Source organism: Streptomyces sp. bgisy159, from assembly GCF_057707805.1.
This window is the reverse complement of the sequence record NZ_JBYIQX010000039.1, coordinates 1-23,918: the sequence shown is the minus strand read 5'-3', so window position 1 is coordinate 23,918 and position 23,918 is coordinate 1. Positions and strand designations below refer to the sequence as shown.

18 protein-coding genes are annotated in these 23,918 nt (G+C 72.8%); 16 read left to right on the top strand and 2 right to left on the bottom strand.

What is annotated here, in order from left to right:
• The first annotated feature begins 70 nt into the window (after positions 1 to 70).
• The 9 genes from AC3ET3_RS28315 (at position 71) to AC3ET3_RS28275 (ending at position 11,389) form a co-directional block, all read left to right on the top strand.
• On the top strand, positions 71 to 1,018 hold the full coding sequence (locus tag AC3ET3_RS28315; protein WP_432136230.1) for a carbohydrate ABC transporter permease: 948 nt from the start codon (positions 71 to 73) through the stop codon (positions 1,016 to 1,018).
• Positions 1,015 to 1,926, top strand: coding sequence for a carbohydrate ABC transporter permease (locus AC3ET3_RS28310; RefSeq protein WP_435613116.1), 912 nt, complete (start codon positions 1,015 to 1,017; stop codon positions 1,924 to 1,926). Before AC3ET3_RS28315 ends, AC3ET3_RS28310 begins: the two co-directional genes overlap by 4 nt.
• Positions 1,923 to 3,962 carry a beta-galactosidase gene (locus AC3ET3_RS28305; protein ID WP_435613115.1) on the top strand — a complete coding sequence of 680 codons (2,040 nt, stop codon included), beginning with the start codon at positions 1,923 to 1,925 and terminating at the stop codon, positions 3,960 to 3,962. Before AC3ET3_RS28310 ends, AC3ET3_RS28305 begins: the two co-directional genes overlap by 4 nt.
• 4 nt (positions 3,963 to 3,966) lie before the next feature.
• Complete coding sequence (locus tag AC3ET3_RS28300) at positions 3,967 to 4,743, top strand: DeoR/GlpR family DNA-binding transcription regulator (RefSeq protein WP_432136227.1); 777 nt, start codon at positions 3,967 to 3,969, stop codon at positions 4,741 to 4,743.
• Between the two features lie 69 nt (positions 4,744 to 4,812).
• Complete coding sequence (locus AC3ET3_RS28295) at positions 4,813 to 6,981, top strand: alpha-galactosidase (RefSeq protein ID WP_435613114.1); 2,169 nt, start codon at positions 4,813 to 4,815, stop codon at positions 6,979 to 6,981.
• A 198-nt stretch (positions 6,982 to 7,179) separates the two neighbouring features.
• Positions 7,180 to 8,136, top strand: coding sequence for a GlxA family transcriptional regulator (locus AC3ET3_RS28290; RefSeq protein ID WP_432136225.1), 957 nt, complete (start codon positions 7,180 to 7,182; stop codon positions 8,134 to 8,136).
• 114 nt (positions 8,137 to 8,250) lie between these two features.
• Positions 8,251 to 9,249 (top strand): type I glyceraldehyde-3-phosphate dehydrogenase, encoded by a 999-nt coding sequence (gene gap, locus AC3ET3_RS28285; protein ID WP_432158780.1) that lies wholly within the window; start codon positions 8,251 to 8,253, stop codon positions 9,247 to 9,249.
• A gap of 204 nt (positions 9,250 to 9,453) precedes the next feature.
• Entirely contained in the window at positions 9,454 to 10,479 is a 1,026-nt protein-coding gene (locus tag AC3ET3_RS28280; RefSeq protein ID WP_435613113.1) for a GNAT family N-acetyltransferase, read from the top strand.
• 223 nt (positions 10,480 to 10,702) lie between these two features.
• Positions 10,703 to 11,389 carry a TetR/AcrR family transcriptional regulator gene (locus AC3ET3_RS28275; protein ID WP_432136222.1) on the top strand — a complete coding sequence of 229 codons (687 nt, stop codon included), beginning with the start codon at positions 10,703 to 10,705 and terminating at the stop codon, positions 11,387 to 11,389.
• Positions 11,390 to 11,424: 35 nt separating this feature from the next.
• On the opposite strand, the gene AC3ET3_RS28270 is transcribed toward AC3ET3_RS28275, so the two are convergent.
• Positions 11,425 to 13,308 (bottom strand): ABC transporter ATP-binding protein, encoded by a 1,884-nt coding sequence (locus AC3ET3_RS28270; protein WP_432136221.1) that lies wholly within the window; start codon positions 13,306 to 13,308, stop codon positions 11,425 to 11,427.
• Positions 13,309 to 13,551: 243 nt separating this feature from the next.
• On the opposite strand from AC3ET3_RS28270, the gene AC3ET3_RS28265 reads away from it, so the two are divergent.
• The 5 genes from AC3ET3_RS28265 (at position 13,552) to AC3ET3_RS28245 (ending at position 20,984) form a co-directional block, all read left to right on the top strand.
• Positions 13,552 to 14,523 carry a lysylphosphatidylglycerol synthase transmembrane domain-containing protein gene (locus AC3ET3_RS28265; RefSeq protein WP_435613112.1) on the top strand — a complete coding sequence of 324 codons (972 nt, stop codon included), beginning with the start codon at positions 13,552 to 13,554 and terminating at the stop codon, positions 14,521 to 14,523.
• A 525-nt stretch (positions 14,524 to 15,048) separates the two neighbouring features.
• Positions 15,049 to 16,146 carry a mechanosensitive ion channel family protein gene (locus AC3ET3_RS28260; protein WP_432136219.1) on the top strand — a complete coding sequence of 366 codons (1,098 nt, stop codon included), beginning with the start codon at positions 15,049 to 15,051 and terminating at the stop codon, positions 16,144 to 16,146.
• 307 nt (positions 16,147 to 16,453) lie between these two features.
• A complete protein-coding gene (locus AC3ET3_RS28255; protein WP_432158783.1) occupies positions 16,454 to 18,673 on the top strand; it encodes an NADP-dependent isocitrate dehydrogenase in 2,220 nt (739 codons plus the stop codon).
• A 235-nt stretch (positions 18,674 to 18,908) separates the two neighbouring features.
• The gene (locus AC3ET3_RS28250) at positions 18,909 to 19,712 is read left to right on the top strand and encodes an N-formylglutamate amidohydrolase (protein WP_435613111.1); all 804 of its coding nucleotides are present in this window, start codon (positions 18,909 to 18,911) and stop codon (positions 19,710 to 19,712) included.
• A 57-nt stretch (positions 19,713 to 19,769) separates the two neighbouring features.
• Entirely contained in the window at positions 19,770 to 20,984 is a 1,215-nt protein-coding gene (locus AC3ET3_RS28245; RefSeq protein ID WP_435613110.1) for a cytochrome P450, read from the top strand.
• A gap of 127 nt (positions 20,985 to 21,111) precedes the next feature.
• Here AC3ET3_RS28245 and AC3ET3_RS28240 read toward each other — a convergent pair whose 3' ends face one another.
• The gene (locus tag AC3ET3_RS28240) at positions 21,112 to 22,008 is read right to left on the bottom strand and encodes a PhzF family phenazine biosynthesis isomerase (protein ID WP_432136215.1); all 897 of its coding nucleotides are present in this window, start codon (positions 22,006 to 22,008) and stop codon (positions 21,112 to 21,114) included.
• 106 nt (positions 22,009 to 22,114) lie between these two features.
• Between AC3ET3_RS28240 and AC3ET3_RS28235 the strand changes: the two genes are divergently transcribed.
• Both AC3ET3_RS28235 and AC3ET3_RS28230 read left to right on the top strand, forming a co-directional pair.
• On the top strand, positions 22,115 to 23,014 hold the full coding sequence (locus AC3ET3_RS28235) for a LysR family transcriptional regulator (protein WP_435613109.1): 900 nt from the start codon (positions 22,115 to 22,117) through the stop codon (positions 23,012 to 23,014).
• Between the two features lie 280 nt (positions 23,015 to 23,294).
• Positions 23,295 to 23,867, top strand: a complete 573-nt coding sequence (locus tag AC3ET3_RS28230; protein ID WP_432136213.1) for a dihydrofolate reductase family protein — start codon at positions 23,295 to 23,297, stop codon at positions 23,865 to 23,867.
• The last annotated feature ends 51 nt before the right edge of the window (positions 23,868 to 23,918 follow it).

The window sequence follows — 23,918 nt, the reverse complement described above, 5'->3', positions numbered from 1 at the left end:
CGGCAGGGCGGGACAGCCCGCCGTCGGCCCCCGCGTCCCTCGCCAAGGAAGCCCAGGAAGTAGCCACGACATGACCGCCGATCAGACAGCGGCGACAGCCGCGCCACCCTCCGCAGCCACCCCGGCACCGATGCCCCGACGCCGCAGGCGCAACTGGGCGCCCGCCGTGTTCCTGCTGCCGTTCTTCGTGCCGTTCGTGCTGTTCACCCTGGTGCCCGTCGGCTACGCGTTCTACCAGAGCCTGCTGCGGACCGAGCGGACCGGAGGCACCTTCGGTCACAAGACGACGGTGTTCGCCGGTCTCGACCAGTACGCCGAGGTTCTCGGCGACGCGGAGTTCCTCGACAGCGTGGGCCGCGTGCTGCTCTTCGGGCTGGTCCAGATCCCGGTGATGCTGCTGCTGGCCCTGGTGCTCGCGCTGCTGCTGGACTCGACCGTGGCCCGGCTCAAGCGGTTCTTCCGGATCGCCTACTTCGTTCCTTACGGCATCCCCGGTGTGATCGCCGCCCTCATGTGGGCCTTCCTCTACGACCCGCGGCTGTCTCCCGTCGTCGAGCTGCTCAACGACGTCGGGGCGGAGCCCGACCTCCTCGGCTCGGGGATGATCCTCTGGTCCATCGGCAACATCGTCACCTGGACGTACACCGGCTACAACATGCTGATCATCTACGCCGCTCTCCAGGCCATCCCCTCCGACATCTACGAGGCGGCCCGGATGGACGGGGCGAGCGAGGCGAAAATCGCGTGGCGGATCAAGGTGCCGATCCTGCGCCCGGCCCTCATCCTGACCGGTGTCTTCTCGATCATCGGCACGCTTCAGCTGTTCACCGAACCTCAGGTGCTGCGCTCCATCTCCACCAGCGTCACCAGCACCTACACGCCGAACCTGACCGCCTACTCGCTCGCCTCGGCGAACAACTACAGCGAGGCCGCGGCCATGTCGGTGACACTGGCCCTGGCCACGTTCGTCCTGTCCTTCGGATTCCTCAAGCTCACGGGTCGAAAGGCTGAATCATGAGCCTCCTCACCGACACCGCCGGCGCCCACGCGCCCCGACAGGCCACGGAGGGGAAGGCCCGAGGCCCCCGGGAGAGCCGCCTCTCGGTCGTCCTCGCGACCACGTTCCTGGCGGTGATCGCCGTCTACATGCTGCTCCCCGTGTTCTGGCTCGTCGTCTCGGCCACCAAGAGCCAGGGCGACCTGGTCGACTCGTTCGGCCTGTGGTTCTCGGACTTCCACCTGATCGACAACCTCAAGGCGCTGTTCGACAAGCAGGACGGGATCTACCTGCCCTGGCTGTTCAACAGCCTCCTCTACGCGGGGGCGGGCGCGGCCGTCGGCACCCTGCTGTCCGCCATGGCCGGCTACGCGCTGGCCAAGTACCGCTTCCGCGGGCGGGAGTTCCTGTTCTCCGTCGTGCTCGGCGGTGTCCTGGTCCCGGCGACGGCGCTCGCCCTGCCGCTGTTCCTGCTGTTCGCCGAGGTCGGCGGCACCAACACGTTCTGGTCGGTCTTCCTGCCCAGCATCGTCAGTCCGTTCGGGGTGTATCTCTCGCGCATCTTCGCCGCCGCGTCCGTGCCCGACGAACTGCTGGAGGCCGCCCGGATCGACGGATCCGGCGAGCTGCGGACCTTCTTCACCATGGCCCTGCGGCTGATGTCGCCCGCCATGGTCACCATCTTCCTGTTCCAGTTCGTCGTCATCTGGAACAACTTCCTGCTGCCGCTGGTGATGCTCCAGGACGACCGTCTCTACCCGGTCACCCTCGGCCTGTTCACCTGGCAGTCCCAGGTCAGCCGCGACCCGTCCCTGCAGATCCTCAGCCTCACCGGCTCGCTGGTCTCGGTCGTACCGATCGTCATCACCTTCCTGGTACTGCAGCGCTACTGGAAGGCCGGCCTCGCGGCGGGAGCGGTGAAGTCGTGAACGACGCGCTCAAGCAGCTCTCCGACCGGCTGGGCGGCATCGCCTACGGCGGGGACTACAACCCCGAGCAGTGGCCGCGCGACGTGTGGGACGAGGACGTCCGCCTCATGCGGGAGGCCGGCGTCAACCTCGTCACCGTCGGTGTCTTCTCGTGGGCGTTCCTCGAACCCCGCCCGGGAGAGTACGAGTTCGGGCTCTTCGACGAGGTCATGGACCTGCTGCACGCCGGCGGCATCGCGGTCGACCTCGCCACCGCCACCGCGTCTCCGCCGCCCTGGTTCTCGTTGCGGCACCCGGAAGCCCTCCCCATGACCGCCGACGGCGTCCGGCTGTGGCACGGCTCACGGCAGACGTTCTGTCCCAGCAGTCCGGCGTACGCGCAAGCCGCTGGGCGACTCGTCGAACGGCTGGTGGACCGCTACCGCGACCATCCCGCGCTCGCGTTGTGGCACCTCCACAACGAGTGGGGCAACCACAACGCGCACTGCTTCTGCGACACCAGCGCGCAGGCGTTCCGGGTCTGGCTCCGGGAGCGCTACGGAGATCTGGACGGACTGAACAGGGCATGGGGCACGGCGTTCTGGAGCCAGCGGTACGGCGACTGGGCGGAGGTGATGCCGCCCCGTGCCACCACCGCCGTCGCCAATCCGACCCAGCGGCTCGACTACTGGCGGTTCTCCTCCGACGCGCTCCTGGCACTGCACCGGCGGGAGGCCGAGATCGTGCGCCGTCTGGCGCCCGGCACCCCGCTCACCACGAACCTGCTGGTGACGCTGGAGAAGAAGGTGGACGGGTTCGCACTCGCCGACGCGTGCGACTTCGTGTCGGTGGACCAGTACCTCACCGCCGCGGACCCGGAGGCACACATCGGTCTGTCCCTCGACGCCGACCTCGCGCGCGGCATGGGGGCGGGCGCACCGTGGCTACTCATGGAGCACTCCACGTCGGCGGTCAACTGGCAGCCCCGCAACATCGCCAAGACGCCGGGACAGATGCGGCGCAACAGCCTCGCGCATCTGGCGCGTGGCGCGGACGGCATCATGTACTTCCAGTGGCGCCAGTCGACGGCCGGCGCCGAGAAGTGGCATTCGGCGATGCTCCCCCACGGCGGCACGGACACCACGACGTGGCGCGAGGTCACCGGCCTCGGCCGGGACCTCGCGGCGCTGGCCGAGGTACGGGGCAGCCGCGTCGAGTCGGACGTGGCCCTCCTCTTCGACTGGAACGCGTGGTGGGCGCTGGAGATGGACGCCACCCCCTCGCGCGACGTGCGCTACCTCGACCTGGTCCGCCACTGGTACGAGGCGCTGTGGTCGCTGGGTATCACCTGCGACCTCGTCCATCCCGGAAGCGAGCTGAGCGGCCGCCGGCTGGTGCTGGTCCCCAGCCTCTGTCTGACGACGGACTCGGACGCGGAATCTCTGGGAACCTTCGTCAGGGACGGCGGGCACGCTGCCGTCGGCTTCTTCAGCGGTGTCACCGACGAGAACGACCATGTCCGGGCCGGCGGGTATCCCGGTGCCTACCGGGACATGCTCGGTGTGCGAGTGGACGGGTTCTTCCCGCTGCGTGAGGCGGAGGCGGTCCGGCTCGGCGACGGCTCGACGGCCACGGTGTGGAGCGAACTCGTCGAACCCCGCGGGGCCGAGACACTCCTGTCGTTCGCCGACGACCCGACGTGCGGCGGTCCCGTCGCCGGACACCCGGCGATCACCCGACACTCCTACGGCGACGGCGTGTCCTGGTACGTGGCGACCCGCCCGGACGCGGACGGCCTGCGCGAGTTCCTGGCCCGGGTCTGCGAGGAGGCCGGGGTCACCGCCGCGGCGGAGGTCCCGGCCGGGGTCGAGGCGGTGCGCAGGCGGGGGCCCGACGCCTCGTACCTGTTCGTGATCAACCACACCGCGCGCGACGTGTCCGTTCCCGCGGCGGGCGTGGACCTGCTGAGCGGTACGGCCGTCGACGGCAAGGCCGAGGTACGCGCGGGCGAGGTCCTGGTGGTCCGGGAACACGCCGGTACGTCGCCGGAGGTATGACGGCGTGCTGGCCAGGCAGAGGCAGGAGAAGATCGCCGAGTTGGTCCGGCAGCACGGCGCGGTGCGGGTGAGCGCGCTCACGGGCCACTTCGACGTGTCCGACGTGACGATCCGCCGAGACCTGGAGGCACTCGCCCGCCAGGGTCACCTGGAGAAGGTCCACGGCGGGGCGACGACACCGGAGTACGGCGGTTCCGTGGAGCCGGAGTTCGCGGAGAAGCAGTCCCGGGAGACCGCGGCCAAGGAGGCGATCGCGGCCGCGGCCGCCCGGCTGGCCGTGCCGGGCGCGGCGGTCGGCCTGACCGCGGGCACCACGACCTGGACCCTCGCCCAGCGGCTCGTCGACGTCCCGGACCTCACCGTCGTGACCAACAGCGTCCAGGTCGCGGAGACTCTGTGCGCCCACCGGAGGACGGAGCAGACGGTCGTCCTCACCGGGGGCGCCCGGACGCCTTCCGACGCCCTGGTGGGTCCGCTCGCCGTCGCCGCGCTGAGCTCCCTCCACGTCGACGTGCTGTTCATGGGCGTGCACGGCATGAGCGCCGCCGCCGGCTTCAGCACGCCGAACCTGGAGGAGGCGATCACGAACCGGGCGATGTGCCGGTCGGCCAGGCGTGTCGCGGTGCTCGCCGACCACACGAAGTGGAACGTGGTCGGACTGGCGCGCATCGCTCCGCTGGAGGCGGCCGACGTTCTGATCACCGACTCCGGAATCGACACCGGGTGCCGGGAGCTGATCGAACGCCGGGTCGGGGAACTGACCGTCGTCGAGCCCGCCTGACCGCCGGCTCCCGGTGAACCGCCGCGCGGAAGATCCACAAGAAGACCGAACGAACGAAGGCCTCTCCACGTGACCACCGACCGTTCTTCCGACCTGCTGCACTTCCGTGCCGCGGGCACCAGCCTCGTCCTGGACTGCACGGGGCCTCGGCTCCCCCGGATCCTGCACTGGGGAGCCGATCTCGGCGACCGGCCGGGCGGAGCCGAGGACAGCGGCGGGGACGGCCTTGCCGCACTCGCCCGGGTGAGCCTCGCCCAACTGGTCACCAGCGTCCCCGACGTGCCGGTGCCCGTGAGCGTGCTGCCCGAGCAGAGCGCCGGCTGGCTGGGCACCCCCGGTCTGTCCGGCCACCGCGAGGGCACCGGCTTCTCTCCCGCGTTCACGGTCCGGGAACTGCACGCCCCGGGCCCTCGGTGCCTGACCGTCACGGCCACCGACGACCCGTCCGGTCTCGCCCTGCGGATCGATCTGGAGCTCACCTCCTCCGGTCTCGTACGGCAGCGGGCCGCACTCACCAACCAGGGCGAACGCCCCTACACGCTCGACGCGCTCCTGCTCACGCTGCCGGTGCCGGCCCACGCCACGGAACTGCTCGACCTCACCGGCCGTCACCTGCGTGAACGGTCGCCGCAGCGGCATGAGTTCACCCTCGGAACGCACCTGCGGGAGAACCGGCGCGGGCGCACCGGCGCCGACGCCGCACTCGTCCACGCGGCGGGCGAGCGCGGCTTCGGTTTCCGCGACGGAGAGGTGTGGGGCCTGCACGTCGCCTGGAGCGGGAACCACCGTACGTTCGCCGAGCGCACCAATTCGGGGGTCTCGCTGCTCGGCGGCGGCGAACTCCTGCTCCCCGGCGAGGTGCGGCTGGAGCCCGGCGCCACCTACGACACCCCCTGGCTGCTCGGCTCGTACGGCCGGGGCCTGGACGCCATGGCGGCGCGCTTCCACACCTTCCTGCGGGACCGCCCGCACCACCCGAAGGGGCCCCGCCCGGTCACCCTCAACACCTGGGAGGCCGTCTACTTCCAGCAGGACCTGGGCAAGCTCACCGCCCTGGCGGACGCGGCGGCGGAGGTCGGGGCGGAGCGCTTCGTCCTCGACGACGGCTGGTTCCGCGGACGCCGCGACGACCGCGCGGGGCTGGGCGACTGGTACGTCGACCCGCAGGTGTGGCCCGCCGGCCTGCACCCGCTCGTCAGCCACGTCCGTTCCCTGGGGCTGCAGTTCGGCCTCTGGGTCGAACCCGAGATGATCAACCTGGACTCGGACCTGGCCCGGGCGCACCCGGACTGGATCCTGTCCGTGGCCGGGCGCCTGCCTCCCGAGGCACGGCACCAGCACGTCCTGGACCTCGGTCGGCCGGACGCCTACGCCTACGTACTGGAGCGGCTGGACGCCCTGGTCACCGAGTACGCGGTCGACTACCTGAAGTGGGACCACAACCGCGACCTGATCGACGCGGGCAGCGGCCCGTACGGCGTCGGCGGCGTGCACGCCCAGACCGCCGCGGTGTACGCGCTGCTCGACGAGGTGCGCCGACGGCACCCGGAGCTGGAGATCGAGTCCTGCTCCTCGGGCGGCGCCCGCGTGGACCTCGGGATCCTCGACCGCACCGACCGGGTCTGGACCAGCGACTGCATCGACGCCCTGGAGCGCCAGCAGATCCAGTGCTGGACGGGGCTCCTGCTCCCCCCGGAGCTGATGGGCGCCCATGTCGGCGCACCCACCTCGCACACCACGGGCCGTACGCACGGCCTCGACTTCCGCGCCGGCACCGCGCTGTTCGGCCACATGGGAATCGAGTGGGACCTCACCCGGGCGACCGCCGGGGAACGCCGCAGGCTGGCCGAATGGATCGCCGCGCACAAGCGGCTGCGGCCGTTGCTGCACAGCGGGTCGGTCGTCCACGCCGACCACCCCGATCCGGCGCTGCTGGTGCACGGCGTCGTCGCGCCCGACCGGTCCCGTGCCGTGTACGCCCTGGTACAGACGGCCACGAGTGTCCAGGCGCCCGCGGGCAGGGTGCGTCTTCCCGGTCTGGCGGAGGACGCCCACTACAGGGTCGCTCCGCTCGCGCCGGGCGACGAGTTCCACGGTCCGACGACGAGCGGGCTGCCGTGGTGGACGCCGGAGGGCGTCGAGTTGTCGGGGCGTGCCCTGGCGGTGCTGGGTGTCCAGGCCCCGACCCTGCACCCGGAGAGCCTGGTACTCGTCGAGGCCCGACGGCTGGGCCGCTGACCGGCCCGCTCTCCGAACACCGGCGATCCCCGGACCGTCCGCGAGCGCCGGGGCTTCGGTCCGGGGTGGACCGGGTACGGCCGCCCGCGAGCTGCCCGGTATTGCGCCGGCCATCCGAAGTGATGGCCGATGCCCGTCCCGGCGCCGTCGGGCGGGCTGTGGACGTGGCGAGGTCACCTCCCCCGTAGCCTCTGTCCCATGCCCGCCTCACGCCTGCATCGTGTCGCCGTCCTCGTGCTCGAAGGTGCGAAGCCGCTCGACGTCGGCATTCCGGCGCAGGTTTTCACCACCCGCGCGAGCATGCCGTACGAAGTGCGGGTGTGCGGGGCGCAGCCGGGTCTCGTGACCGGCGGCGACGGCCTCTCCTACTCCGTCGCCCACGGCCTCGACGCGCTCGCGTGGGCGGACATCGTCTTCGTCCCCGGCTACCGGCACCCGGACCGCGAGGATCCGCCGCGGCCGGTCGTCGACGCGCTGATCGCCGCCCACGCCCGCGGCGCACGCCTCGCCGCCATCTCCACGGGCGCGTTCGCGCTCGCCGCCACGGGCCTGCTCGACGGCAGGCGCGCCACGACGCACTGGCACTACACGCGGCAGCTCATGGCCAGGCATCCGCTCGTGCGGGTGGACGAGAACGTGCTGTTCGTCGACGAGGGCAGCGTGCTCACCTCGGCCGGCGCCGCCTCCGGCATCGACCTGTGCCTGCACATCCTGCGCGGCGACCTCGGGGTGGCCGCGTCCAACCACGCGGCCCGTCGCCTGGTCGCCGCCCCCTACCGCAGCGGGGGCCAGGCCCAGTACGTGCCGCGCAGCGTCCCCGAGCCGCTCGGCGAGCGCTTCGCCGCCACCCGCGAGTGGGCGCTGCACCGGCTCGGTGAGCCCCTCACCCTGGACACGCTGGCGCGGCAGGCCGAGGTGTCGCCGCGCACGTTCTCCCGGCGGTTCGTCGAGGAGACCGGCTACACGCCGATGCAGTGGGTGATGCGTGCCCGCGTCGACGTGGCCCGCGAGCTGCTGGAGCGCTCCGAGCGCAGCGTCGAACAGATCGCGGCCGACGTCGGCCTCGGCACCGGCGCGAACCTGCGGCTGCACTTCCAGCGCATCCTCGGCACCACCCCGAGCGAGTACCGGCGCACGTTCACCCGGGGCGAGTGACGCCCGGGGCGGGACCCGGCGGCTGGCGCGATCCTTTTGAACCGTGGCACTCCCGCCACTGTCGGCGGCGTGCGCCACGGGCGAGCCTGGTGGCGAAGGGAAGGGACACCACTCATGACTCGCATCGCCATCAACGGATTCGGCCGCATCGGGCGCAACGTGCTGCGCGCCCTGCTGGAGCGCGACAGCGCCCTCGAGATCGTCGCGGTCAACGACCTCACCGAGCCCGCCACGCTCGCCCGCCTGCTCGCCTACGACAGCACGGCCGGCCGGCTCGGGCGCCCGGTGTCCGTCGACGGGGACGCCCTCGTCGTCGACGGACACCGGATCACGGTGCTGGCCGAGCGGGAACCGGCGCAGCTGCCGTGGGCCGACCTCGGCGTCGACATCGTGCTGGAGGCCACCGGGCGTTTCACCTCCGCCAAGGCCGCCCGTGCCCATCTCGACGCCGGCGCCAAGAAGGTGCTCGTCAGCGCGCCCTCCGACGGCGCCGACGTCACCCTCGCGTTCGGGGTCAACACCGACGCCTACGACCCGGCCCTGCACACGATCGTGTCGAACGCCTCCTGCACCACCAACGCGCTCGCGCCGCTGGCGGCCGTCCTCGACGAACTCGCCGGGATCGAGCACGGCTTCATGACGACGGTGCACGCCTACACGCAGGAGCAGAACCTGCAGGACGGTCCGCACCGCGACGCCCGTCGCGCCCGGGCCGCCGGTGTCAACATCGTGCCGACCACGACCGGCGCCGCCAAGGCGATCGGCCTGGTGCTGCCGAACCTCGACGGCAAGCTGTCGGGCGACTCGATCCGGGTGCCGGTGCCGGTGGGTTCGATCGTGGAGCTCAACACGGCCGTCGCCCGCGACGTGACGCGCGACGAGGTGCTGGCGGCGTACCGCGCCGCGGCGCAGGGGCCGCTCGCCGGTGTCCTGGAGTACTCGGAGGACCCGCTGGTCTCCTCCGACATCACCGGCAATCCCGCCTCGTCGATCTTCGACTCGGCCCTCACCCGCGTCGACGGCCGCCACATCAAGGTGGTCGCCTGGTACGACAACGAGTGGGGCTTCTCCAACCGCGTGATCGACACGCTGGAACTCCTCGCCGGACGCTGAGCCGCCGCCGGGCGTGCGGCAGGGGTGGTACGCCGCCCGCGCCGCACGCCACCTGACCGTGATCGCGTCACCCGACAGTGACCGCGGCAGCCTGGAGGAGCACACACGGTGGCCGATGCGCGGCACGGTCGGCGATGCGCCAGGTCATCAAGGTCCGTAGGGTGTAAGCCAGTTCGACGACCCCGACCGCAGGAGCCGCCGGCCGTGACCGACCACGTCCGTCTCACCTCTCCGCCCAGCGTCCCGATGGCCGACGCCGCTGCCTGGCACCGCGTCGTCGCCGCCTCGATGGCCCACGATCTCCCCGGGGTCCCCGCACCCGCGCCCGAGCAGATCCAGGCCCAGCTCGCCACGCCCGGCCTGGACAGCCGACGGCTCACCTGGCTGGCCACCGCTTCCGATGACGTCGTGACCGGGGTCGCGGCCCTGCGTCTGTTCAGCTCGCCCGGCCGGGACCACCTGGCCGAACTCCAACTCCACGTCGACCCCGCGCACCGCCTCCGCGGAACCGGCTCCCTGCTCCTGTCGGCGGTCCTGGACGCGTGCCGGGCCGACAACCGGCGCAGCCTGATCACCGAGACGGCCGCCGACAGCCCGGGCGAGGCGTTCTGCGAGCGGTCGGGGTTCTCCCGCGCCCTCACGCTGAACCACCTGGTCCTGAGCCTCGCCGACGTGGACTGGACCGAGGTCGACGAGCTCGCCGACGCCGAGCGCCCGGGGTACCGGCTGGCCGGCTGGACCGGCACCGTCCCCGACGTCCTCGCCGACGCCTTCGCCGCCGCCAAGAACGCGATGAACGACATGCCCGTCGGTGACCTGGACTACGGCACATCGCAGTGGGACGCCGACCGGGTGCGCTCCATGGCCGAGGTGGTGTCCGGGCGGGGGGACACCCTGCTGACCGTCGCGGCGGTCCATGAGGACGGCAGCATGGCCGGTTACACCGAGATCGTGCTGCCCCGGGGCGGAACCGCACGGGCCGAGCAGTACGACACGGCGGTCGTCCCCGCCCACCGCGGCCACGGGCTGGGCCTGTGGGTCAAGGCCGCCATGTTGCGGCGGCTGCGCGCCGAACACCCCGCCGTCACGGCCGTCAGGACCGACAACGCCGAGGACAACGTCCACATGATCGACGTCAACCGTCGGCTGGGCTTCGGCACGGAGCGCCGCACGCACGAGTACCAGCTCGATCTGCCCACCCGGCCGAAGCCGACCCCGCTCACCAGGTGACCCCGCCTGCCCGGGCCACGCCGTCGGCCCGCCCCGCCGGGGCGTTCGCGCCGGTCGGCTCACGCGGCGGGCGGCGGGGGAACCGGCTGCCGGGCGACGTCCTCGGTCGCCGCGTGGACCGCCTGCGGCGGGAAGAGCGACATGACGGAGGCTGCCCGATGACGAACACCGACATTTCCGCTGGAAGCACCGACTGTCACAACCCGGCGATACCATCGGATCCATGGCGTCGAACACCCAGCGGCGGGACATGACCCGGGACCGCATCGTGAAGGCCGCTGCCGGTCTGCTGCGCGAGCAGGGGCCGGCCGCGGTGACCACCCGCCGCGTGGCCCAGGAGGCCGGGCTTCAGCCCCCGGCTCTCTACCGCTTGTTCCAGGACAAGGACGACCTGCTGGACGCCGCGGCGGAGCACGTCTTCGCCGAGCACGTCGCGGGCAAGCAGGCCACCGCGGTCTCGGACGACCCCGTGGCGGACCTGCGCGCCGGGTGGCACGCCCAGATCGACTTCGGCCTGGCCAACCCCTTTGTCTACGGCCTGCTGCTGGACCCGGTCCGAGCCCGCGACACCCCCGCTCAGACCGCGGGGGTGCGGATCCTCGCCGAGCGGGTGCGCAGGGTCGCCGCCGCGGGGCGGCTCACGGTGAGCGAGGAGCGGGCGGTCAACCTGATCCGCGCGGCGGGGGTCGGCACCGTCCACACCCTGCTGACCCTGCCGCCGGAGCGGAACGACCCGGGCCTGGCCGACGCCGCCTTCGACGCGGTGGCGCGCGCCGTCCTCGCGGACGAACCCGCCGTCGCCGTCCAGGACCGGACGGCGGTGGTCGCCGCCTTCCGCACCCTCGTGCCCGACCTGCCCGGGCTCAGCACGACCGAGGCGGCGCTCCTCGACGAGTGGCTGCGCCGCTGACCTGACCGCACCGCCCGGGCCCGGAACCGAAACCGCTACGCCACGGTCTGCACCGTGGTCGGCTCCTCGAACTGGGTGCGGTACAACTCGGCGTAACGGCCCGCGGCGGCGAGAAGCTCGTCGTGCGTGCCCTGTTCGACGATGCGGCCGGCCTCCACGACCAGGATCCGGTCGGCGGCGCGGACCGTGGAGAGCCGGTGGGCGATGACCACGGCCGTACGGCCCGACAGCGCCTCGGTGAGGGCCTCCTGCACCGCGGCCTCGGAGGTGTTGTCGAGGTGCGCGGTCGCCTCGTCGAGGATGACGACCCGCTGGCGGGCGAGCAGCAGCCGCGCGATGGTCATGCGCTGGCGCTCACCGCCGGACAGCCGGTAGCCGCGCTCCCCCACCACCGTGTCCAGACCGTCGGGCAGTGACCGGACCAGCTCGTCGAGGCGGGAGCGGCGCAGCGCGTCCCACAGCTCCTCCTCGTCGGCGCCCGGCCGGGCCAGCAGCAGGTTGGCGCGGACGGTGTCGTGGAAGAGATGGCCGTCCTGGGTGACCATGCCGAGGGTGGCCCGCAGAGAGCGGGAGCCGAGTTCGCGCACGTCCACGCCGCCGATGCGGACGGCACCCGAATCGACGTCGTACAGACGCGGAAGCAACTGGGCGATGGTCGACTTGCCGGCACCGGAGGAGCCCACGAGGGCGATGGTCTGCCCGGGTTCGGCGCGGAAGGACACACCGTGCAGCACGTCCTCGCCGCCGCGGGTGTCGAGGGCGGCGACCTCCTCCAGGGAGGCGAGGGAGACCTTGTCGGCGGACGGGTAGGCGAAGCGGACGTCGTCGAACTCGACGGACACCGGCCCGTCGGGCACCTCCCGGGCGTCCGGACGGTCGTCGATCAGCGGATCCAGGTCTAGCACCTCGAAGACCCGCTCGAAGCTCACCAGCGCGCTCATCACCTCGACGCGCGCTCCGGCGAGCGCCGTCAGCGGCGCGTACAGGCGGGTCAGCAGCAGCGCCAACGCGACCACGGCGCCGGGGTCGAGGGTGCCCTCCAGGGCGAGGTGGCCGCCGAGCCCGTAGACCAGGGCGAGGGCCAGCGCGGAGACCAGGGTGAGGGAGGTGATGAAGACGGACTGTGCGGTCGCGGTGCGGATCCCGATGTCGCGGACGCGCGCCGCGCGCTCGGCGAACTCCGCGGACTCCTCCTCCGGGCGGCCGAAGAGCTTCACCAGAGTCGCCCCGGGCGCGGAGAACCGCTCGGTCATCCGGGTTCCCATCGCGGCGTTGAGGGCGGCCGCCTCCCGCTGCATGGCGGCCATCCGGCGGCCCATGCGGCGGGCGGGCACCACGAACACCGGCAGCAGGACCAGCGCGATCAGCGTGACCTGCCAGGACAGGGTGAGCATGACGACCAGGGTGAGCAGCAGGGTGACGAAGTTGCTCACCACTCCGGACAGGGTGTTGCTGAACGCCCGCTGGGCCCCGATGACGTCGTTGTTGAGCCGGGAGACGAGCGCGCCCGTACGAGTACGTGTGAAGAACGCGACCGGCATGCGCTGCACATGATCGAACACAGCCGTCCGCAGATCGAGGATGAGTCCCTCACCGAGCGTCGCCGACAGCCTCCGGGCGAGGATGCCCAGCCCGGCCTCCAGGACCGCGATGACCGCGATGAGCAGGGCGAGCCCGACGACGGTGCCGTCCTCGCCGTGCGTCACGATCGCGTCGACGACCCGCCCGGCCAGCAGGGGGGTGGCCACGGCGAACAGTGCGGTCACCACCCCGAGCACGACGAAGAGCGCGATCCGGCGGCGGTGCGGGCGGGCGAACGCGGCGATGCGGCGCAGCGTGTCTCGGTCGAAGGGGCGGCGGTCCTGCTGGGCGTTCAGGACGCTGTGCAGCTGCATCCACGCCGTGGTCTCCATGCTCATGGCCGAGAACCTAGAACCTCGACCGGCATTGAGGTCAAGACCGGGCCGCCGGGACGCGGCCCGGTGCCCCGGTCGGCGAGCGGACCGAAGCCCCGATCGGAGCGGGGACCGGCATCCCGATCGGAGCGGGGACCGGCATCCGGACCGGAGCGGGGACCGGCGTCCGGACCGGTGTCCGCGTGTAAGCCGGGGGTCGTGGCGCGGCCATCCCCCGTTGGGGTGGCGCGGGCAGGATCTGCGGACGTGACCGTGGCAGAGCTTCACCAGGGTGTGCCGCGCCGTCCGGGGCGCGTTCCGGTCCGCCGGCTGCTGTGCCTGCTGCCGCCGGCTCTCGTCGGCGTGGTGGCGGTGCGGCATCGGCAGGTGCTCGTCGAGGGGTTCGGGCAGGTGCGGCGGGCCGAGTGGCCGTGGCTGATGGCGGCCGTCGGGGTGACCTGCCTGACCTGGGTGGCCGCCGCCGTCACCCGGCAGGGCGCGGTGGTCTTGCGGCTGCCCCGGCGGCGGTTGCTCGCCACCCAGTTCGCCGCCGGCGCGGCCAACCATCTGATGCCCACCGGGCTCGGCGCGGGCGCCGTCAATCTGCGGTTCATGACGGTGTGCGGCGTGCCGCCGGCCCGCGCGGCGGCGGCGCTCGCGCTGTACCTGCTGGCCGAGGGGGTGGGCCGGGTCGGGCTGCTGGTGATGCTTGCGCTGGCGTTCCCGCAGGCCCTGCGGCTCGGCCCACTGCTGCCGCGGGGGGCGCTCTGGCCGATGCTGGCGGTGCTCGGCGGCGTGCTGCTGGTGGCGGTGGCCGCACTGGTCCTCGTACGGCGGCTGCGCACGATGGTGTCCGCCTTCCTGCGGACGGCGCTCGCCGAGGCGCGCTCGGTGCACACCCTGCCGGGGCGGGCGCTGGCACTGTGGGGCGGGTCCCTGGCGTTCCCGGCGCTGCAGTCGGCCGCGCTGGTGCTGGTGGCGCGGGCGCTCGGGCTGGCGGTGCCGCCCGGGCACGTCATGGTGGCCTATCTCGCGGCGACGGTCGCGGTGGCGCTGGTACCGACCCCGGGCGGCATCGGCTCGGTTGAGGCGGCGCTGGTCGTGGCACTGGTGGCGGCCGGCGGCCCGGTCGCCGCGGCCACGGCGGTGGTGCTCGCCTACCGGATCATCACGGTGTGGCTGCCGTTGGTGCCGGGGGCGCTGACGCTGGGGGCGCTGGTGCGGTGGAAGGTGCTGTGAGAAGCGCGGCCGGGGCGCGCGTCGGGGACGGTTGGCGGGCCGCTCGGGCTCGGGAACGGCAGGCAGGGCAGGCACGGCCAAGTCTCTGACTGGGGCTGGGGCTCGGGTCGGAACTCGGGCACGGGTCGGAACTCGGGCACGGCCTCGGTAGCGATCGCGCGGGCGACCAGAGGCCCCGCTGACGGATGGATCCCCGTCCCCCCGGCCCGGCCGCCCCGGCCCCGAGTGCGGAACGGCTCAGCCCGGATGAGGGGGCCCGGTTACGTCATGCGGCGGCCCGGGTACGCCGACCGCCGTCGGCCCGGCCGGTCATGCGGCTGCACCGGTCCGGGCCGGTCCGCTCCCCGCCGTGCGCGAACTGGCGTTCAGAATGCGGCAAGATGAGCGCTCACGCGGTCGGTGGAGTCGCCCGGCGCGCGTGATCGCACTTCCCGCAAACGAGCAGGTGGACAACGTGACGCGTTCTCACATCCGACCGTCGGCGGCCTCGTCGGCCGTGGAGCGTACCTTCGGAGGTGCCCGGTGATGACCCGCTCGCTGACGGCGCACGACCTCGTCTTCTCCGGTGTGGCCGTGGCCGCCGGGCTCCTCGCGGCGTTCCTGTCCCGCGCATTGCTGCGCTGGCTGGGCAAGCACGCCAAGCGGACCAAGTGGAGCGGCGACGACGTGATCGTGGACGCGCTGCGCACGGTGGTGCCGTGGGCGGCGATCGCGGGCGGGGCGGCGGCCGCGGGCGCGGTGCTGCCGCTGACGCGGGCCGTGCAGCACACCGTGAACCAGTGTCTGACGGTGCTGCTCATCGTCGTCGCGACCATGTCGGCGGCACGGGTGGTCGCCGGGCTGGTGAGCAGTGTCACCCAGTCCCGCTCCGGTGTCGCCGGGTCGGCCACGATCTTCGTGAACATCAGCCGGATCCTGGTACTGGCCATCGGCTTCCTGGTGGTGCTGCAGACGCTCGGGATCTCCATAGCCCCGCTGCTCACCGCCCTCGGCGTCGGCGGTCTGGCGGTGGCCCTCGCGCTGCAGGACACGCTGGCCAATCTCTTCGCCGGTGTCCACATCCTCGCCTCGAAGACGGTCCAGCCCGGTGACTACATCAAGCTGAGCAGTGGCGAGGAGGGCTACGTCGAGGACATCAACTGGCGTCAGACGACCGTGCGGGCGCTGTCCAACAACCTGATCGTGATTCCCAACGGCCAGCTGGCCAAGGCCAACATGACCAACTTCATGCGGCCCGAGCACCAGCTGACGATCCTCGTGCAGGCCGGCGTCGCCTACGACAGCGATCTGGACCGGGTGGAGAAGGTGACCATGGAGGTCGTCTCGGAGGTGATGACCGGGATCACCGGGGCGGTGCCCGACCACGAGCCCGCGGTGCGCTTCCACACCTTCGGTGACTCGCGGATCGGCTTCACCGTGATCCTCGGCGTCGGGGAGTTCAGCGACCAGTACCGGATCAAGCACGAGTTCATCAAGCGGCTGCACCGGCGGTTCCGCGCGGAGGGCATCCGGATCCCGGCGCCCGCCCGCGACGTCAATCTGCTCGGCCCGGGGGCGATCCCGCAGCAGCGTGGCGCGCAGAACGCCGAGCCGGGCGGACTGCCCGTCGTCCGGCTCGACTGACACCTCCCCCGGCTCGGCCGACGCCTCCCCCGCTCGGCCGACGCCTCCCCGGCTCGGCCGACGCCTCCCGGCGCGGCGCACGCGCGTCGCGGCCCTGCCGGCGCGCGTCCCGCCGGCTCGACGGACACACGTACCGGTCCGGCCGGCCTTCTCACGTCCCGACCGGGCGCCGCGCCGGGGAGCCGACCGGCCCGGGCGCCGGTCGCCTCCCCGGGCCGCCGCCGTTGTGGCCACCCCTGTCGAGCCGGACCCGCTCACGAGATATCTTGATGTCGAGCAATGTTGCAGACGTGGAGCGGAGCACCCGGTGACTGACTCGACCATCATCTATACGCACACTGACGAGGCCCCGGCCCTGGCGACGTATTCCTTCCTGCCGGTGGTCCAGGCTTACGCCTCGCAGGCGGGTGTCACTGTGGAGACCCGTGACATCTCCCTGGCCGGACGCATCATCGCGGTGTTCCCGGAGTACCTCACCGAGGACCAGCGCATCCCGGACGCCCTGTCCGAGCTGGGCGAGCTGGCCAAGACGCCGGCGGCCAACATCATCAAGCTGCCGAACATCTCGGCGTCGATCCCGCAGCTCAAGGCCGCGGTCGCCGAGCTGCAGGCGCAGGGCTACGCGCTGCCGAACTACCCGGACGACCCCAAGACCGACGAGGAGCGGGAGATCAAGGCCCGCTACGACAAGATCAAGGGCTCCGCCGTGAACCCGGTCCTGCGCGAGGGCAACTCCGACCGCCGTGCCCCGGCCTCGGTGAAGAACTACGCCAAGACCCACCCGCACCGCATGGGCGCCTGGACCCCCGAGTCCCGGACCAACGTGGCGACCATGGGCGAGAACGACTTCCGGTCCACCGAGAAGTCCGCCGTCGTCGCCGAGGACGGCACGCTGCGGATCGAGCTGGCGGCCGAGGACGGCACCACCACGGTGCTGCGCGAGTCCGTACCGGTCCTCGCCGGTGAGGTCGTCGACGCCTCCGTGATGCGCGTCGCCGAGCTGCGCGAGTTCCTCACCGCCCAGGTCGCCCGCGCCAAGGCCGAGGGCGTGCTGTTCTCGGTGCACCTGAAGGCCACCATGATGAAGGTCTCCGACCCGATCATCTTCGGCCACGTCGTCCGCGCCTTCTTCCCGAAGACGTTCGAGCGGTACGGCGCCGCGCTGGCCGCCGCCGGGCTCTCCCCGAACGACGGCCTCGGCGGCATCCTCAAGGGGCTTCAGGCGCTGCCCGAGGGCGACGCGATCAAGGCGTCCTTCGAGGCGGAGATCGCCGAGGGCCCGGCCCTGGCGATGGTCGACTCCGACAAGGGCATCACCAACCTGCACGTCCCCTCGGACGTGATCGTCGACGCCTCCATGCCGGCCATGATCCGCACCTCCGGCCACATGTGGGGCCCGGACGGCCAGGAGGCCGACACCCTCGCGGTCCTGCCGGACTCCTCGTACTCCGGCGTCTACCAGGCCGTGATCGACGACTGCCGCGCCAACGGCGCCTACGACCCGGCCACCATGGGCTCCGTCCCGAACGTCGGCCTGATGGCGCAGAAGGCCGAGGAGTACGGCTCGCACGACAAGACCTTCGAGATCCCGGCGGCGGGCACCGTCCGCCTGGTCGACCAGGCCGGCAACGTGGTCCTGGAGCAGCCGGTCGCCGCGGGCGACATCTTCCGCGCCTGCCAGACCAAGGACGCGCCGATCAGGGACTGGGTGAAGCTGGCCGTCACCCGCGCCCGCGCCACGGGCGACCCGGCCGTCTTCTGGCTGGACGAGACCCGCGCCCACGACGCGCGGCTGATCGAGAAGGTCGAGGCGTACCTGCCGGAGCACGACACCGAGGGTCTGGACATCCGGATCCTGGCGCCGGTCGAGGCCACCAAGCTGTCGATCGAGCGCATCCGCCGCGGCGAGAACACCATCTCCGTCACCGGCAACGTGCTGCGCGACTACCTGACCGACCTGTTCCCCATCCTGGAGCTGGGCACCAGCGCCAAGATGCTGTCGGTCGTCCCGCTGATGGCGGGCGGCGGCCTGTTCGAGACGGGCGCCGGCGGCTCCGCGCCGAAGCACGTCCAGCAGCTGGTCAAGGAGAACTACCTGCGCTGGGACTCCCTCGGTGAGTTCTTCGCCCTGGTGCCCTCCCTGGAGCAGTGCGCCACCGCCACCGGGAACGCCCGCGCCAAGGTGCTGGCCGACGCCCTCGACCGCGCCACGGCGACCTTCCTCAACGAGGACAAGTCCCCGACCCGTCGCGTCGGCGGCATCGACAACCGCGGCAGCCACTTCTACCTGTCCCTGTACTGGGCTCAGGAGCTGGCGCGGCAGACGGAGGACGCCGAGCTCGCCAAGGCGTTCGCGCCGCTCGCCGAGACGCTCGCCGCGAACGAGCAGAAGATCGTCGACGAGCTGAACGCGGTCCAGGGCCGGCCGGCCGAGATCGGCGGCTACTACCAGCCCGACCCGGCCAAGGCCGCCGCGGTGATGCGTCCGTCGGCGACCTGGAACGAGGCGCTGGCGTCGCTGAGCTGACCTCGTAACGCCCCGCCGCCGCGCCCCGCCCGGGACCGTCCCCGGGCGGGGCGCGGTCATGCCGCCCGTGCGCACCGCGGTGACTTAGGTGACCGCGGGGACTCCGGCCCGCGGCTGGTCCGGCGACCGGGCCCGTGCACCCGTTGTCAGACCCGTATGGCACCTTGATCCTTCCGGCGCCGGTTTCCGGGCGCCGGTCCCGCCGTACGTCGTCGAACCGCCCCGGAGCCGCCCAGTGTCCCGTCCCGCGCCGCCCCTGACTTGCGAACTGCTGCCGGGTGCCGACGACTCCCCCGTGATCCTGCACGTGCCGCACTCCGCCCGGGAGATCCCGGCCGGTGTGCGGGCCGGGATCCTGCTGGACGACGGGGAGCTGGAGCGGGAACTGGACCTCATCACCGACGCGCACACCGCGGAGCTGGCCGAGGAGGCCGCCCGGCTGGCCGCCGTGACGCCGTGGCGGTTCGTGAACCGGCTGTCGCGGCTGGTGGTGGATCCGGAGCGGTTCCCGGACGAACGGGAGGAGATGCGCGCCGTCGGGATGGGGGCCGTGTACACACGGACCACGCACCAGGAGGTGCTGCGGGCCGGGGACGGTGATCCCGAGCCGCTGGTCGAGCGGTACTTCCGGCCGTACGCGCGGGCGATGACGCGGGCCGTCGCCGGGCGGCTGGCGGCCACCGGCCGGGCCGTGATCGTCGACGTGCACTCCTACCCGGCCGTCCGGCTGCCCTACGAGCTGCACGGCGACGGCCCGCGCCCGCCGGTCTGCCTGGGCACCGACTCCTTCCACACCCCGCCCTGGCTGGCGGCGGCGGCCCGGGAGGCGTTCGCGGAGTGCGGGGGAACCGGCTTCGACAGCCCGTTCGCCGGTACGTACGTGCCGCTGGAGTTCTACGGGACCGTGCCCCGGGTGAGTGCGCTGATGGTCGAGATCCGCCGGGACACGTACATGAGCGAGCCGGGCGGTCCCGCCGGGCCGGGGTTGTCCCGGCTCGCCTCGGCGCTGGCGCGGCTCGTCGACGCGCTGCCCGGGTGACCTCCGGCTGGAGCACTCCGGGGCGACAGCCGGGCGGACGGCGGTCAGGGTGGGGGCATGACAGAGGAGACCACCACGCTCACCGAACCCCCGGTGAGGGACTGGCCGACGCCGGATCTGGACGGCACCGACTTCGACCCGGTGCTCGCCGACCTGATGCGCGAGGGGCCGCTCACCCGGATCCGGCTGCCGCACGGCGAGGGCTGGGCGTGGCTGGCCACCCGGTACGAGGACGTCCGGACCGTCACCAACGACCCTCGGTTCAGCCGGGCCGAGGTGACCAGGCGCCAGGTCACGCGGATGGCGCCGCACTTCAAGCCGATGCCGGGCTCGCTGGCGTGGGCCGACCAGCCGGACCACAACCGGCTGCGCAAGGTGGTCGCGAGCGCGTTCACCGTCAGCGCGATGAAGCGGCTGCGGCCCCGGGCCCAGAGGATCCTCGACGGGCTGCTGGACGGCGTCGTGGCGGACGGGCCGCCCGCGGACCTGGTGGAACGGGTGCTGGAGCCGTTTCCGCCGGCCGTGGTCAGCGAGGTGATGGGGGTACCGGCGGACCAGCGGGAGCGGGTGCACTCCTGGACCCGGCAGATCATCTCCACGTCCGGTGGCGCCGAGGCGGCCGAGCGGGCCAAGAAGGGCCTCTACGGGTGGATCACCGAGACGGTACGGGCGCGCTCCGACGGCCGCGGCGAGGACGTCTACGCCATGCTGGGGGCCGCCGTGGCGCGCGGCGAGGTGGGCGAGGAGGAGGCGATCGGGCTCGCCGGGCCGCTGCAGATCGGCGGCGAGGCCGTCACCCACAACTGCGGGCAGATCCTGTACCTCCTGCTCACCCGGCCGGAGTTGATGACGCGCGTGCGGGAGCGGCCGGCGGAGCGCGGGCCGGTCCTCGACGAGCTGCTGCGTTTCGTTCCGCACCGCAGCAGCGTGGGCCTCGCCCGGATCGCCCTGGAGGACGTCGAGCTGTCCGGGCAGCGGATCTCCGCGGGAGAGCCGGTGTACGTGTCGTACCTGGCCGCCAACCGCGACCCGGAGGTGTTCCCGGACCCGGGCGCCATCGACCCCGACCGGGACCCCAACCCGCATCTGGCGTTCGGGAACGGGCCGCACCACTGCACGGGCGCGGTGCTGGCCCGGACGCAGATCGAGCTGCTGGTCGACACGGTGCTGGAGCGGCTGCCGGACCTGCGGCTGGCGGTCCCCGCCGAGGAGGTGGCCTGGCGCCGCAAGACGATGATCCGGGGGCCGCGGACCCTGCCGTGCACCTGGTGAGCGCTTCTGGTTCGTGCGCTCGGGGCTGCCTCGCGCCGGCCAGGGGCGCGGGCATCCCCCGGGCGCCGGGCCCGGGGTGTGGGCGCCGAGTTCCAGGCGCGTAGGCGCCGGACTCCGGGGCGTGGGCTCACTCGGCCGCAGCGATGGCGCGGCCGCGGCCGGTGACACGGACGCGCGGGTCCGACGGGTCGACGTCCACGAGGAGTTCGCTCGGCCGGCCCATGTCCTCGCCCTGCCGCACGGTGACCGTCACCGGCTCCCGCACCAGGCCGAGGGCGCGCAGATAGCCGCCGAGGGCGACCGCGGCCGCGCCCGTCGCCGGGTCCTCCACCACGCCGCCGACCGGGAACGGGTCCCGGGCGTGGAACAAGACGTCGGACGCGCGCCGGACCAGTTGCAGGGTCGTCCAGCCGTGGCGGCGCATCACGTCGGCGAGGGTGTCGAAGTCGTAGTCCAGCTCGGCCAGCCGGGCGCGGGAGGCGGCGGCCAGGACCAGGTGGTCGTTGCCCCCGAAGGCGACGTGGGGCGGCAGCTCCGGGTCCAGGTCGTCGCCGCTCCAGCCGAGGGCGGCCAGCGCGGCGTCCAGCTCCCGCGGGGTGGCCGGCCGGGAGCGGGTGGGCACGCTGGTCAGGGTGGCCCGGACGTCGCCGTCGGCGCCGGTGGTCGTCGTCACCGGGATCTCGCCCACCGGTGTGTCGAAGACGAACGCGCCCGGCCCGATCCGCTCCGCGAGGGCCACCGCCGTGGCCACGGTGGCGTGCCCGCAGAAGGGGACCTCGGCCAGCGGGCTGAAGTAGCGGAGGCGGAAGCGGCCCCGGGCGTCGTCCCGGGCCGTGACGAACGCCGTCTCCGAGTAGCCGAGGTCGGCGGCGACGGCGAGCATCGCCGCGTCGTCGAGACCGGCGGCGTCGAGGACCACGCCGGCCGGGTTCCCGCCGGCCGCCGTGGCGGGGACCGACGGATCGGCGGGGTCGGGGGTGAAGGCGGCGTAGCGGAGGATGTCGCGGCTGGTGTCGATGCTCATGCTCTTACGCTGCCACGCGCGAGCCATGCAGGGAAATGATGATCGATGAAGGTTCCCATCGGGATACTCGATGGCACTGCGGGGTGGCAGGACCTAGGGTCGCGGTGTGGACACCCGACTCCTGTGCACCTTCGCCACCCTCGCCCGCACCGGCAACTTCACCGCCACGGCCGCCGAGCTGCACCTCGCCCAGTCGACCGTCACCGTCCACATCCGGGCGCTGGAGAAGGAGCTGGGGGCGCGGCTGTTCGACCGGCTGCCGCGCGGCGCGGTGCTCACCGACACCGGCCGGCGGCTGCTCGCGGACGCCGAGGCCGTCCTGGAGGCGGAGGCGAGGCTGCGCGCCACCGCGGCGGCGCACGACGGCGGGCCGGTGACCGGCCGGGTGGTGCTCGGCGCGGGCGAGACGCTGTGCGCGGCCCGGCTGCCGGGGGTGGTCGCCGCGCTGAGCCGCGCCCAGCCCGAGCTGGAGATCGAGCTGCATCCCACGGGCACGGCGGACGCCGTCGACGGGCTGCGTGCCGGCCGGCTGGACCTCGCGCTGCTGCTGGAGGAACGGGCCGAGTACGCGGATCTCAGCGCCGAGCGGTTGGGTACCGAGCCGCTGGCCCTGGTCGCCGCCCCGGGGCACCCGCTGGCCTCGGCGGACGGCCCGCCCGCCGACTGGGCGGACCTCGCCCGGCAACACTTCTTCCTGCACGAACAGGGCTGTTCCTACAGCGACCGGCTGGCCCGGGACCTCCTCGCGGTGGCCGGCGCACGGCCCCGGCTGACCCGGTTCGGCAGCATCGAGGCGGCCCGCTCCTGCGTGACGGCCGGCCTCGGACTGACCCTGCTGCCCCGCGTCACCGTGGTGGAAGCACTGGGCGCGGGCCGGCTGGCCGAGGTGCCGGGTCCGGCCTTCCCCGACGTACCGGTGCAGCTCGTTCGGGCGCGCAGGAGGTGGCGGTCGCCCGCGGTCCGAGCCGTGACGGCGGAACTGGTGCGGCAGTTCGCCGCCGCCTGACCGGGTTACGGCGGTCGGCGGGGTCCGGGCCGAGGCCGGCGACGGCGTCGCCCCCGGCTCACTGGCGACCAGGCCCGGCGGCCTTCCCGGCGGTAGGGCCGCGCCGTCGAGTCGGGGACCCGGTGGAGGTGATCGCGGTCCAGCGACCACCGCCCCCTCATCGTCGAGCCCGACTAAAGTATGGTGTGTGGACGGCGCGTTGATGACAAAGGGCGCGCGGGAGAGGATCTCCTCACAGACAGCCGCACAACCCGCTGCGAACACAAGGGGATCACCACCGATGCGCACCCTGATCAGCACCGCGTTCATCTCGCTCGACGGCGTCGTGGAGGCCCCGGGCGGCGAGCCCGGCTACCGGAACGCGGGCTGGACCTTCAAGGACATCGAGTTCCTGCCCGAGGCGTTCGAGATCAAGGGCCGGGAACAGCAGGAGGCCACCGCGATGCTGCTGGGCCGGGCCAGCTACGAGGCGTTCAGCCCCGTGTGGCCGGACATGGCGGACTTCGCCGACTACAAGGTGATGCCGAAGTACGTCGTCTCCACCACCCTGACCGAGGGCGACCTGGTGTCGAACTGGGGGGACACCACGATCCTGCGCTCACTCGACGAGGTCGCCGCGCTCAAGGAGGGCGAGGGCGGTCCCGTCATCGTCCACGGCAGCGCGTCGCTGAACCGGAGCCTCTCCGACGCCGGCCTGATCGACCGTTACCACCTGCTGGTCTTCCCGCTGCTGCTCGGCGCCGGCAAGCGCCTGTTCAGCGACGCGGACATGGACACCCGGAAGCTGCGGCTCGTCGAGCACGAGGCGTACGCCAACGGCATCCAGAAGAACGTCTTCGACGTCGTCCGGTGACCGCCGCTTCGGCGCGCCCGGCCCCCGCCCCGGCCGCGCCGAAGAGGCCGG